Below are 13,700 nucleotides of genomic sequence, written 5' to 3'. Positions count from 1 at the left end.
GGCCGCTGCCGCCGGGCCAACGTCAGTCTTCAACCGTTTCGCCGCAAACGATGGGGTTGATGACCAGACCGCTGAGCAGCTTGGGATAAAAATAGGTCGATTTCTGCGGCATTTTTTCACCGGCGTTGGCAACATCCCTGACCTGCACCATGCGGGTGGAATTCATCAGGAACGCCATCTGGCACTGCCCCGATTGCACCATGGAGAACGGCTCGTCAAAATTCTTGACATAACCAAGATGGGTCTGCTGCTCCTGTGCCTCCGAAGTGATATGGAGCATCTTTTCCAGCACCAGGCGATGCAGGATCGAGACATCGAGGGTGCGCAGCGCCTTGGAGGTTTTTTCGTCGAAAAAGGCATCCATGCTTGCCGCGTCCTTGAGAGTCAGCACATAAAGGGTCCGCCCGCCGGCAAACAACCCGATGGCCGGCTTGTTTTCGCCCTTGTTCCGGAGGATATCGCGGGCCTGGCGCCGGGAATCGGCATCGTCCGGATCCACGGTGTGTGCCTCCACCTCGAAATAAACGCCCAGTTCGGTCAAAAACGGCTCCAGGCGAAACGCCTCCAACCCGTGCACCACGCGATGGGTTGGAAAGATAAGCATACCCTGATCTTCCATATTGGCAAAATACATCAGAACATAATTGAACAACTCCTTGCCGCTGAACCCTTCGCTCTGCGCCCTGCGAAAATCGCGATAATTCAGGGCCGTCTCATAGCGGTGATGGCCGTCGGCGATGAACAGCGGCTTGTTCTCCAGAAGGCCGCAGATCCTGCCGATCACGGTCCGGTCGGTGACTTGCCAGAGGCGGTGGACAACACCGTCATCGTCGGTCACCTCGAAATCGGGGGTGCGCTTTTTCAGCTCCCAGGTCAGGGCTTCCTGCACACAGCAGGGGTCGGAATAGAGCCCGAAAATGGGGCTGAAATTGGCCTCGCAGGCTTTGGTCAGCTGCAAGCGGTCAGCTTTGGGGCCGCTCAGGGTCTTTTCATGCGGCTTGACCATGCCGGTGGCAAAATCCTCCAGCCGCGCCAGGGCGATGAAGCCCTTGCGTACCACGGTCCCCATGCCTTCAGCCTGGTACTCTTCATCGTACAGGTAGATGGAAGGCTCCCTGTCCCGGACCAGAATGCCGTCGTCCTGCCACTGGCGAAAAAATCCCGCCGCCCGGGTATAGCGGTTGTTGGCCGCATCATCGTCCGGCTCGATTTTGCCTAGAATCAGGCGAACCAGGTTGAAGGGGCTGCGGCGGTACAGATCGTCCTGCAACGCAGGCGAAATGACATCGTAGGGCGGCGCCGTTACGCTGACGGGGTCCTGAATCTTTTCGAGATTATAACGGACAGCTCTGAACGGAGCGATCTTTGCCATACGTCTGAACTCCCTTGCGGTACGTGTTGGCGAGCGGAACAAAGATTCAACCAGTATCCAGCCGGAAACTCCGGCTGGATACTGCGTAGTTTTCACATGGAAACAAGCAATTTTTCGCTGTGGCCAGGCAATCAAGGGGTTGCGCGGAGGCGGCCATCGGTACACCGCACAAGCAAGCCCGCGTGTTGACGCCGCCACGGCGCAAAAGAGCCGTTTCCGGATGAAAGCTAACCTAGTCTCCATCCGGAAACTCCGGATGGAGACAGCGTAGTTTTCATATGGGAAACGAGCCATTTTTCGTTGTGGCAAGGAAATCAAGGGGTTGCGCGGAGGCGTACATCGGTACGCCGCACAAGCAAGCCTGCGGATTGACGCCGCCACGGCGGAAAAGGGCCGTTTCCGGATGAAAACTAACTATACGCAATGGTTTACGGAAGGCGCAAGGGAAAAACGGGAAAAACGGGAAGCGGCAAGACGTCTGGAACACGGGCTGCGCCTGCCAGGTCAGGCGCGAAATGGGCAAAAGAGGCAAGCCCATCGGACCGTCTTGCCTCTTTTGCCCTGTCGGTTTTTCTATCCTCTCAGAATACTTCTCGCCAGCTCCGCACCCGGGAGTAAGGCAGCCCCCCGGTTCGGGTCGGATTGTTGTACTGATTGGAACCCAGGGACTTAAGCCCATCAGGGGTTTTGAAATACAAGTGCTGATCCTCGACCAACGGTGCCGTTATGATATCACCGACCTCCAGCCCCTGCTGGCCCGCGGAATCGCTCAGCAACGAAAGCCCTGAATAGGAGAAGGCGTAGATGCGGCCCTCGTTGGGTCCGCCGCAGGGATCTTCGGTGTCGGAGGTGGCGGTGCCGAAATAAACACTGCCGGCCGCTGCGTAAGCTGAAGCGAAAATCCGATGCCCGGCCGGAAGGGCTTCAAACCAGGCCAGTTCGACATCAGAGGCCTCTGTCGATCCTTTCGCGGCATGATCGGCATAGGCAAAAAAATGGTAGCTTGTATTGCCTGTGTCGATATCCTCATCGACATAGGGGCTGTCGCCGCTACCGAAGAAAATGCGCACGTTATGCACCAGTGCGCCACTGCTGTTGAGGCTGTTGTCGACGACGACCGTTGGCGACGCGTAGATGGAATGATACCTCTGATTTTCCGGAACCGTCATGGTTGTGGAAACATCGTCGGCGGTATCTTCCGTGCCCTGATCGTTCACCCTGACATAATCGAAATCCGTGTTGATCACGCACTGGCTGATCGGATAGGCGACGCTGCCCGGGAGATCCGGGAGGTTGACTTTGTACATATACCCTTTGTCGGTGCCGATATATAGTCGATCGATGTAACCGTTCCCGTCACTGTCAACGATGGCGGGTTGACCGGAAGGCACCCCGCCGACACCCGCTGGCTCGCAGTTGAGAAAAATCCGTTCGATGACACTGCCATCGGCAATATCGATGATATACACCGAGGGGAACAGCGTACCGTCATTGGTTTTGCCGCTGACAAAAAATGCCGCCCATCTGGCCTTTCCGCCGGCCACGATCTTCCCGAGCACCGCCACCGCAGGCGAGGAACGGCTGCGAAACAGATCCGGGTCGGCAAACTCCCACATGAAGGTGGGATGACGGGTATCGGTGATATCCAGAGCAAACACCGAGTCGCCGCCATTGCCCTCGGCGCAAAGCACCACGGTTTTCCAGGCGCCACCTATATGAACATCGGCGACCGCCGGAGAGGCGTCGACAAAGGCGCGGTCCTCGCCTTTGAGATAATTGTTTTTCAGCCGGGACAGCAGATTGGCCGGAATAAATGCCCACAGCTCCTGGCCATCGCCATAATCAGGTGCCTTGCTACCCCTGGTCTGCCAGGTGAAAAAGGGTGGGGAGGTTTCCGGGCTGGTATCCGGATAGCCGGACAGAAAGCTGCTCCACCAGGAAGTCACGCTGCTGTCGTCATCCCAGAGATAATAGCCGCGCAATTCCCGCTGGGGGGTTTCCGTATTGTCTCCCCAGCGAAACTGTCCGGCATTGAAAGCGTGCAGCATACCGCTGCGCGATCCGACCAGCACAACGGTATCCCGTTGGGAATGAGTCGTCACAAAAGCATCAAAACTGTCACGCTCGGTTTCCGTAACGGCGGCTCCATAATACCAGGCTGGCCGGCTTGGCGGCGTAACCACGGCGGGGACGGAGTGGTCGAGGGGATCCAGGACCCAGGTTTTTTTAACGCTGCCGCCATCGGCATACCCGCGCACCCAGTTCACCAGCCAGGCGCCATCCGCCTGCGTAAAGGCGTTGTCCTTATTGAAATCATAGCGATATCCTGCTCCGACAACGTAGGTATTATCCAGCCCCAGCATGCTGTTGTCGATATTGGTCGCCGTAAAAGGAACCAGAATGGAAGAGGTCGCATACCATTTGTAGGACGCCTTGATGGGTATGCCGTTTCCGACCACGGCATGAGGCGTTATTTGCCACTCCCCGGTAAACCGGTTGATCGTTCCGGTTCCCCCCATACTGCCGACGAGTTTGTCGGTATGACGATCGGTGAAGGTTTCCGTACCGGCGGCAATAACAACGCTCTCCCCGACCACCGGTGCATGGGCAAGCGTGCCGCCGAACCCCTCCGTCACGCCATCTGCGGTCGCGAGCTCTTCATCGACAACGCTGTCAAGAGAAATGGTCGGGTAATAGATAGTCCTCGAACTGGGGGCGCGGGCGCTCAGAACAGCTCCGGCATCCCACAATTCCACGTTATCGGTGCCATAGGCACTCAGGGCATCATAGGTGCGCATTGCGCGCAAATGACCGCGCAGCTCCTTTTCCGCCCAATCGACGGCGGGTGTTTCGTAGCTTCCGGAATAAAGGACATTGGCCACGGCCACCGGTGATGAGCGGGAAATCTCGCCGTGTGTCGCGACGGTTCCGGTCAGGTTGACATCCAGAATTTCCGCCGCACAGGCCTCGTCTTCGCTGGAAAGAACCGCCTTCCAGATCAGTTGCCTGCCCGTAATGCCCTGCCCTGCAAAATCTATCCGCCGCGTCCGACAGGTATAGCGCGGTGTTCCCGGGGTCCACGAAGCCACGACACTTCCGAGCTGTTTCAGCCCGTTGCCATCGACGGTAAAGCTGCGCACCGTGTCCCAGGTGCTCACTTCAACCCAGTTGACGCCGTTGTCAATCGACACGTAATAATCGATGGCGGACTGCCCGGAACAGGGCATGCTGTCCCAGACTTCGATCTCGACAGCGGTGTAAAAAGCGCCCTCCTCATCCGGCTCGATCGCTTCGCTGGATTTCAGCTGGGCCACGCCGCCGGTGCGGCGTTCGACAATAAACACCATGTCGTTATGATCGGTATCGCCACCTCGCCACAAATCTTCCCAGCCCAATATCCACTCGTTGGGTTTGTTGCCGGGGGCACCGACGATAACATGCGGGTATTTTTCGCCACCGATGATCTCCATACTCTGGGTGTCCGCGGTGGAAAACTGCAGATCGAACAGATTTTTGGCACGCGTCAATGCCTCGTTATCCAGCCAGCCGGTCGTTTGACAGGTATCCGTGGAAGCGTTGCGGGCAATGCCAAGATTGAATATCTTCGTTCCGTTGGAACAATCTCCGCCATACGTATCGGGATTCCAGGCCATCTTGGTAAAATAGGTCGGCTTGCGTGAATCGTTGTCCACCTTGAGATAAAAAACCAGCTCTGTACCCGCGGCAAAAGTCCCGAGAGACACACGGTTATCAAAAGCATTGACCAAACCATCGCCATTGGCATCAATGCCTTCGCGATCATCGAGAACGCCGTTGGCGTTATTGTCATTGACATCGGTATAAACCTCGTGGCGTGTGCCACCGCTCCCCTCGCTTGCCAGCATCCAGCCAAAATCACTCTCATCGTAACCGGCCCCCTCATGCAAAAAGGTCACGGCGACCTCCTGTTCGAAGGGGACAATGATGCTGTTCGGGTCAATCGCATCATTGCCGGTTTCCAGGTGCAGATAACCATCTTCCGTAACGGTGACATTGTTCAGGGAAAAATCCTGTGCCGCAAAACCACTGGCGTAATCGGTATAGGTGCTGGAACCGCATCCGGGCACGGCAGCGTCGGCGGCAAGGCCAAAATCGGCCGTAAAGCTTTCAGCCTGGGACAATGCCATGGAAAAGCTCTTCTCCGAACCCGTATGTCCACCGGACCAGCCAAAAAACTCCGATCCGACACTGGCGTTGGCGTAGAGCGTAATGCGTTCTCCCTGCGCAAAAGTGCAACTGCCATCGGAAGCCAGGGTACAGGCACCGCCCAGCGATCCCTTGAGAGTAACCTTGCCGTTGCCGTCGCCGTCGAACGATACACTGACCAGGATCTCGTCCTGGGCAAAGGCCGGCATCGGATCATGGCAAGCCACTCCCTGGATGGCAGCCAGCAACCCCAGGCACATGGTGATTCGTAAAAAACTTTTTTTGCACATATTCATGGTTTGTCTCCCGGCTGAACTTTAATCGATCTGTAAACTGAAATCGGAAACAGCCCCCGCATCGTTGGAATTGTAGTTTTTCCCGGCACCGCCGCCTTCCTGCCCACCGTATCCCGCCAGGGCTTCTCCCCCGAGGTCCCGCCAAACAGACTGATTTCAACACTCGCGGCAGCACCGTGGGGTCCGCGGGCATCGGCGCGCATAAAAATAACCGAATCGGTGTCGTCGGTAGGCCCGCCGCCATCGTCGTTGTTCCATACCGTCACGGTATAGCGATAAGAGGCACCGAGTTCGGCATCGATGATCCACTTTGCGCCACCCTCGTAGCGGGTATCGGTGGCCGCCGCAACGTCTGGCTGTGAACCGTTCAGCACAAAATCCCAGTCCGGATCGATGCCGGCGGCAATATGGCTGGAATTTTTGTCCATAAACAGGGTTTTGAAATTCCTGCGCAAATGCTCGATGCCGGCCTCCGCCGTATATAGCGCTTCGGTATGGGTGCGATCCGAAGCGGAAATCATCGTCTCCAAAATGGAAGTATTGGTTGCCGCTAGACCTATCACGGTCAGCAACGTCAGAATAACCATTGCTGTGATCAGTGCGGCACCGCGCTGACCACGGCCGATTTTGGCTGGCATATGACTGTCCTTTTCCTTTGAGTTTTATCAAAGCCCCAGATTTCTGGTTCGAATCGTAACGGAGAGCCGGCGCCGCCGGAAGTGGTCGGTGCTGCCTGCGGCATGATCTTCCAGAGCCGGACGCTGCCCGCGGAAATCTCTCTGATCATGGGCGGACCGCGCGACAAGGCCAAGCCGCACAACCCGCACCCGGGGCTTCTGAAGGTCGGTTAAATCCGCATCGTTGATCGTGGTATCCACAACGCCGTCATCATCCGTGTCGAGTTCAAAGGCAAGCTGTAAATCCTCGATGTATTCGGCAATCACCTGTCCTCCATGGCCTGTGTCCCGCATAAGGCAGGGAATGCCCCCGCGATTTTCCAGATAGTAGAGCGCGTCGTAAATACCATCGGGATGGAAGAAGCTGATGAGGCTGCCGGCGGGAAAGGTGTTCAAAAGCTTGTTCAAATAGGTTTTGCCCTGAAATGTGAAATTGGGATGGCTGCCGATCCTGTCCGAATTCGGCAAGGTTTCGGTATGAAACAGGACCGCCGACCGGGAACCGTCCGGATGGGTAATGATGAACGGCATGCCAGGAGAAGGCTGAATGAATTGCGTTCCGGCGCAATAACAACTGCCATCCCAACCAATGCCGGCCTGAATGTCCTCGTTGACATCCGCCACCGTAGCTGACGGCGGCATTTCGCCCGCCAGGGTCAACTGCGGCAGCATATCGCAGGGTGGCAGTGATCCTCCGGGATCGGCACCGCAACTGCCAACGCCAAAATTCTGATACCGGACGCGAACCAGATCCGAGCCGACAACAATATTTGGCAGGGTAGCGGCCGTGCCGGATGTGCCGTCAACATTGTTTTCAAACTCGATGGGGAAAAGAATCTCTCCGCCAAAGGAAAAATCCGGGATTCCCGCGCCGGCCATACGCAGATCCCGCTCAAGAAAAAGCTTGGCGGTTCGTACATTCTGCTGAGCCTCCGCCACCCCTTCCTGCACCACGTAGGAACGCTGGCTGTTATCAAAGACACTGAAAACGGCGGCCACCACCACCAGCGAAATGGTCATGGCAACCAGCAACTCCACCAGTGTAAACCCCGATCGGGGACATGCTTTGACTGTCCGGTTCATTTTTATCCCTCATTCGACTTCAAGGATCGCAGCACGACCCGATGTTGACGGGACGACAACCATTCCACCGTCACGGTAATACGTTTAAGGTCATTGACAGGCACATTCTCCTCAATCACCGTGGATCGGTTGAAAATGGTGCCATCCACGCCTTTTTCCAGGGTTGGAAAATTTATATCGTTTACCCTCGCGTAATCTGTTACCTGAATCCGTTCGATGACATTTTGCGCCAGCGCCGTGGCCTGCGATATGGTACCGCCGTGCATATTGCCATGGATGGCCGTGGCCTGAAGGCCGGCAACCCCGAGCAGGCCAATCGCCAGCACGACCATTGCGATCAACACTTCGAGCAGGGTAAACCCCTTTTCCTGTTTACTCATCGATCCCCCCTTCATTCCACCCAGCCTGAACCGTAGTTTCTCCAGACTTTGATCCGCCCGGTTGTCGAAAGGCTGCCGACCGCCATGGTCGCACCATCAGACACGGAAAAATAAACCGTACCGGACTGGCTTGTGCCGTTGGGATTGAACACCACCCTGTCCGCCAGAAAGCTGATGCCGTTCACCGGAAGACTGGTCGCATCCGGTCGCTTGCCCTGCCTGCTGCCATAGGAAACGGGATCGGCCAGATATACGGTCCTGTAAATTGTCTCATCCCCGTCGGTCCAGTCATCGTTTCCCGCACTCTCACCGGAATGGCTGTATACCAGATACCGCTTATTGGTGGCATCGAACCGGATGGCCCACGGCCTGGAATCCCGGATGGCGCCGGCTCGGGCAAGCTTCATGTAACCGGCCAGCTCTCGAAGATTGCTTTTCATCTGCGCCCGGGCTCCCCGGTTTCCCAGATAAAAACCGGCAATACCAATGGAAATCGCCAATATGCCCACAACGACAAGCAACTCCAGCAGGGTGGTCCCCCGGTTGCCAAGGATTACCTTCATATTTAAAATCTCCCCTGCCTCCCTGTAAGGATATTGAGAGAGGCCAAACCCACTGAAAACCACGGCCCTGCACGACAGGAAATCAGCCAGACCGTCGCGCCGCAAAACAATAAGTGAAAATGGCTTAAGGTGTAAATGTTTATCAGGAAATTTTCATTGCAAAAATAGAGCCATTTAATTTCAATACGTCAATGGGTAAAATACCGACGTTTTCACAGGAATGGGCGTCAAGCACGCAATATTTGCGCATGCGTAACGCAAAAATAATCCAGGCCTCTGTTGACGGCCTGAATGCAGAGATGATTTCAGCCGATTATGCTGGGATAAAAAAAGTGGGCATGCAACAAACGGTGGGTGTGCCTGGAAGGGTATGGAAGGGTTGTTTCCTGGAGAGAATCCTGGTCCCCAAAGGGCAGGCTCTACATATGAGCCAACCCCGTAGCTTTTGAATCCACCATGATAACCAGATCGGAATCCTGATTCACTCTGATAAATATGGTTTTATTGGCATTTCCCTGCGGACGGAAACTGATGGAATAGATACCGGAACCGGACCAGGCCTCGGCTGCCGTGTCTTTGGACTCTATTTTAATGTGGTCCGGAAAGAAGGTTACGTCACCATCAGCGGTATATTTACCGTCATCGAGATTTATGGAAAACGATACACTCCGGTTTTCATGTATGGCTACACTGCGGGCTCGGCGCAGCGTGGATAAAATCTCCCGCGAGGCTGCCTTGTATTGTGCGCCTTTTCGCCAGTGACCCGTCAGAGGAATGGACAGGGCGAAAAGAACCGACAGCACCGCCACCACGGTAAGCATTTCCAGCAAGGTTGTCCCTTTGTTATTCCCTGACCGCACCCTGTCCCCCTGTTTGAGATAAATTCAATTCAAAATCCTGACGGTCCTGGCCGCCATATCCGTCATCCGCCAACACGCCTACCGCGAAAACGCCCTGGGCCCCGGGAGGCACGCGCCAGGTCAAGGTTGATCCGCTGGCATCCAGCCGCATGCCTTCAGGCGCCTTGACCAGGGCAATGCTCACATCATCGCCATCGGCGTCCTCTACTTCAACCCGGTATTCGAAAATACCCTGTTCGAATGTCTCCGGAGGGAGGGAGGTGATCTCGGGAGGGGCGTTGCCCGCTGCAATCTCGCCGCTTCGTACCGCCCTGCCACGGAAGCTACCCTGCAAAGCCGTGACTTCAACCGAGAGGCTGTCCCCGCGAGCAAAAAAATCACCCGGCAAAAAGGTCCCCGACTCCCCGGGGATTTCACGACCCTCCACGAACCAGCGGCACTGAAAACGGGTATTTGCGCCCGACTTACGCAACAGTCGGGGTTTTACCCGAATGCCGGTCCCCGCATGAAAGGGCATGGGTTCGTAGGCGAGGTCGAGAATCTGCGGCGCATCGGCGGCAACCAGGCTGCACGGAACGCAGCAGAACATGAGCGCCACACCGGCCCTTGCCACAACACGCCTGAGCCTGAAGAGTAAGGAATTCATCACCAGGTCATCCAATAAAGGGGATAAAGGGTTTCGATGTCATCGAGAGCGACATTCGGAAACGCCCCGCCCGAACCGACAAGAATGGAAGCACTGCCATCCTTGCCGATAACCATGACCAGCCCGGAAGGAATGCCTTGCCCGATAGCCAGCGAACGATCGGCGCGCCGCAGGACATCGGAACTGTCCGCATCCCCCGATTTGGCCCGGTCTGTGATCGCGGATGACTGACTTTCCCCGAAACGATCGGTGCCACTGCCTGTGAGCCAATTGAACACAGCTTCTCCGGTACGCGAATTAACCGCGTAAAGTCTGGAAATCCCGAGATTGCCCCCGGAGCAGGGATCCTGGGAAATACTCGCGTCCGAGTTGGGCGTATAGGTGGTAAAAAAGGCGACGTTGGCAAACACCGTGGGCGAGGCAAGCACCTTTTCCCCTTCGTGGCCGGATTCGTTCAGCTTGATAAACCACCCGTAATAAACCGACCGGGGCTGCCCATCCGCGTCTGCCGGTTCATAGTTATACAGCTTGTCCAGCAAAGCATCGGCTTCAGCGTTGGTCGTATCATCGCGCTGCAAGGCATTATCGGTAACATCGACCAGGTGCGATTCCGTCAGCACCGATGGCGCGCTGGGGTTGTCATCGGCTTCGCGATCCCGCACCATGTAGATGCGGTCCATGACGGCCCCCCCTGTGGTCCCCGGATTCAGGTAATTCAAAGGGTGCTCACGATCCCCGCTGCCAAAATACACAAAGGTATCCGGATACTTGTAGGTTATGGTCGGTTTATAGAAAACCTTGCGGCCGACATCGGAGGTCCCGGTATTGGCCTGAAAAATCCGTTTTACACTCCAGTTTGCCGTGGACGCGTCCCCTACCGTAAAGCGCCACAGCTGGCCGCCGGTATCGACAGCATAAAACCTGTCGGCGTTGCCGTCGAGATCCCGGTCGTAAACCAGGATATCGGACGGAATCGAATAGGTCATGCTCGACCGGTCGGTATGAGTGGCGTCATAAGTTGCGCTCCAGATCAGGGATCCCGACTGGGAAAAATCGGGAACATAGCCGGCTTCGGTCGCGCTGAGCCGCGCAAGCTCGATCACGTACAGGCCCCGCCCGCGGGGTCGGAACTGCCAGCTGCCACCAGCGCTGGCCCCACTGCTGAAGCCGTCGGGAGCAGAAGAGACATCGGTCGTGGCACCCGTGCCGTCCGGAAATTTCTGATTGCTGCCAAAACGCAAATCTTCATTGTTGTCATATCCCGCACCGAAAACCGCAACAATTTTGGTGACCCCGCCAATGTTCATTTTGGCCAGGCGCGGCTGGCTCCAGGTTTGCCCAAGCTCGCCAAATCCGGCCGTATCGCTGTTGAGGTGCCAGAGATATTTGGGTTGCTGCGGGTTGGTTACATCCAGCGCATAGTAGGAGCCGCGCGAAGAGGTTCCAAGGGTATTGCCGCCACCGCCACGCCGCAGACCGAAAAGCAGGATGACCCTGTCGCCGTCCTCGATGGTGCCGTCGCCATCGGCATCGTGCGCATAGGCCAGCGGAGAGTTGTCGACAAAGTAATAGTGACTGCTGATGTCCTTCAGGTAGCGGAGATCATCAAGCAGTTCCGGCGGAATAAAGGCCCAGGCCTCCTCGCCGTTATGATCGTACACCGCGTGCAGCATGCCATCGTTGGCACCGAAAAACACCATGCTCTTATTCTTGGTGGCGTCGGCTTCATTGCTCTCCGTAAAAGCATAGTTGGCATAATTGACGATCAGGGGCTTGGAGTGGAGAATGTCTCCCAGAAGCCAGTCGCGCTTGGTCGTGCCGTCATCCAGATAGCCATGCACAAAATGGATCAGACTGTTTTTGGCGGCATCATCGGCAACACCCAGAATCGCGGCCGTCAGGCGTGTATTGGCCGTGGTAAAGGCATGCACGCTGTTGTACAGATCGGTTGTCACTCCGGAGCCGGGCAGATAGGTATAGATATTTCTGGCGGAGGTGCGTGCTTTCAGACGGCCGCCAACGCCGCCAGCGTTGACCATGCCGCCGTCGTAGGTGCCGGTGGGCGTCCAGAAGGAGCGGTGAACCGGCGTGGGCGGATCGGTGGAATCATCCGTCAGAAAATAGCCGTCGTCATCGGTGGCGTTGACAAGTTCCCCGGAAGAATTGAAGGCGACAATTTCGTTGTCGGCGCTCAACCCGAATTTCTTGAGATTTCCCTTCCAGGGCTCATCGTTCATCGGCTTGAAAAAGCCAAGATAAATACGCTGGCCGCTGTAGGTCCGGTTTTCCGGACTGGCCGGCACCACGGGAGCGACAAAGGATGTGTCCTCCTCGAGGATGGACATGATGATATCCGCCAGAGCGGCGTAGATTTCACTGGAATTGCTGACGTTGACATAACTGCCGTGGCCATAACTCGCGGCATCGACAAGTTGCTGAATCACGGGCGTCATCAACTGGATGATGTGGGTATGAACGCGCGACTGGGTGTCATCGACCTCGTAATCAAGGCTGTTGTAAAGATAATGGGCCGCTTCGGGCGTGTAGTAGTCATCGCTGTGGCCTGCCCCCAGCTCGGCATTTTTATCCATGAGTGCAACCGGATTGCTGGTGCCGAGATTGTCCTTGGTGGCGCCGGTGGCAAGCACGACCATATGGTTGTTCTGGCACCAGTACTGAATGGGGGAATCGTCGTAGGCTGCATTGTCGTTCGAGGTGCTGTTGGCATGCGACGAACCGGTGGGGTCGCCGACCCAGTAGAGCCAGGCATCCCACAGGGCACCGCCCAGGGGCTGGGCATTGGCCGTCTGGGTAATGGGAACAATTTTATCCGTCATCTTGCTGGCGAGGCTAGCTGCCGTGTTGCCCGCCACGGGAAGAACGATCGCACCGCCCTGATCGTTGCTGTTGTATTCCATCAGGCCGATGTTGGCCAGAGGTGCCAGATAAGGGAAAATATTGTTGTTGAGTTCATGCTCCAGGACCTTGATCAGGGGCGCCTGCGGCTGCCAGCTGACCGTGCCATCGGTGTAGGTGACGGAGATATCGACCGCATCGGACGCAGGAAAAGGGTCGCTGCCACCGGAAGTCCCGGCGACAACACACTTGTATTTCTGGCTGGTTGATGGGGCACCGGCCTTGTACACCAGGTCGCCGACAGCGTAGCCGGTTGCGCTGCTCCATTCACTGGCAGTGTTCGCCGCCTCCTTCCAGTTCAGATAGTCGCCCGTGTAATAATCCGTGGTCTTGTTGGTGCACCGCTCTCCCTTGTTATCGATGCAACCGATAAAATTGCCGTTGTTGTAAAGGGCGGAATGGGCTGCGGGATAGCCGCTCTGGACCTCCGTCATATCGGTGTTGGAGACCACCTGATAGGTCGCGTTGCTCTTGTAATAAATGGCACCTGGCGTGCGGCTGCCCGGCCAGGCGGTGGCCTTGCGCTCGTAGGTGCCGGCGGTGCCGGCCTCGCTCATCTGCTTGGAGGTATCGATAAAAAACAGGATATTCGGCTTCACCGACGAGGTTTGTCCACCTACGTAAATGGAGCTGTCACCGTGGTAATAATCCGGCCTTGCAAAGGCTCCCTGAACCGAAAAAAGCAGGGAAGCGATTACAAAGGCTGTTTGCAGTTTTTTCAT

Annotated in this window: 9 protein-coding genes; all 9 read right to left on the bottom strand. The window is 56.4% G+C overall.

The genetic code is table 11. The features are described from left to right. Positions 1-22: 22 nt before the first annotated feature. The gene (locus A6070_RS04475; protein WP_072287244.1) at positions 23-1,372 is read right to left on the bottom strand and encodes a DUF1015 domain-containing protein; all 1,350 of its coding nucleotides are present in this window, start codon (positions 1,370-1,372) and stop codon (positions 23-25) included. A 581-nt stretch (positions 1,373-1,953) separates the two neighbouring features. After that, a complete protein-coding gene (locus A6070_RS04470) occupies positions 1,954-5,853 on the bottom strand; it encodes a PilC/PilY family type IV pilus protein (RefSeq protein WP_072287243.1) in 3,900 nt (1,299 codons plus the stop codon). Further along, complete coding sequence (locus A6070_RS04465) at positions 5,850-6,491, bottom strand: pilus assembly PilX family protein (protein WP_072501971.1); 642 nt, start codon at positions 6,489-6,491, stop codon at positions 5,850-5,852. Before A6070_RS04465 ends, A6070_RS04470 begins: the two co-directional genes overlap by 4 nt. Positions 6,492-6,518: 27 nt before the next feature. Then, positions 6,519-7,613, bottom strand: a complete 1,095-nt coding sequence (locus A6070_RS04460; RefSeq protein WP_072287241.1) for a PilW family protein — start codon at positions 7,611-7,613, stop codon at positions 6,519-6,521. 2 nt (positions 7,614-7,615) lie between these two features. Beyond that, positions 7,616-7,993 (bottom strand): type IV pilus modification protein PilV, encoded by a 378-nt coding sequence (pilV, locus tag A6070_RS04455; RefSeq protein WP_158514021.1) that lies wholly within the window; start codon positions 7,991-7,993, stop codon positions 7,616-7,618. Between the two features lie 11 nt (positions 7,994-8,004). After that, positions 8,005-8,556, bottom strand: coding sequence for a GspH/FimT family pseudopilin (locus A6070_RS04450; RefSeq protein WP_072287239.1), 552 nt, complete (start codon positions 8,554-8,556; stop codon positions 8,005-8,007). 419 nt (positions 8,557-8,975) lie between these two features. After that, positions 8,976-9,416, bottom strand: a complete 441-nt coding sequence (locus tag A6070_RS04445; RefSeq protein ID WP_268807484.1) for a GspH/FimT family pseudopilin — start codon at positions 9,414-9,416, stop codon at positions 8,976-8,978. After that, the gene (locus A6070_RS04440; protein ID WP_145926417.1) at positions 9,400-10,062 is read right to left on the bottom strand and encodes a hypothetical protein; all 663 of its coding nucleotides are present in this window, start codon (positions 10,060-10,062) and stop codon (positions 9,400-9,402) included. The genes A6070_RS04445 and A6070_RS04440 overlap by 17 nt, the downstream gene beginning before the upstream one ends. Continuing rightward, positions 10,062-13,700, bottom strand: coding sequence for a pilus assembly protein (locus A6070_RS04435; RefSeq protein WP_072287236.1), 3,639 nt, complete (start codon positions 13,698-13,700; stop codon positions 10,062-10,064). Before A6070_RS04435 ends, A6070_RS04440 begins: the two co-directional genes overlap by 1 nt.

The organism is Syntrophotalea acetylenica, assembly GCF_001888165.1.
Classification (GTDB): Bacteria; Desulfobacterota; Desulfuromonadia; order Desulfuromonadales; family Syntrophotaleaceae; genus Syntrophotalea; species Syntrophotalea acetylenica.
The sequence above is the reverse complement of the archived record's forward strand: the minus strand, read 5'-3'. Positions and strand labels throughout refer to the sequence as shown.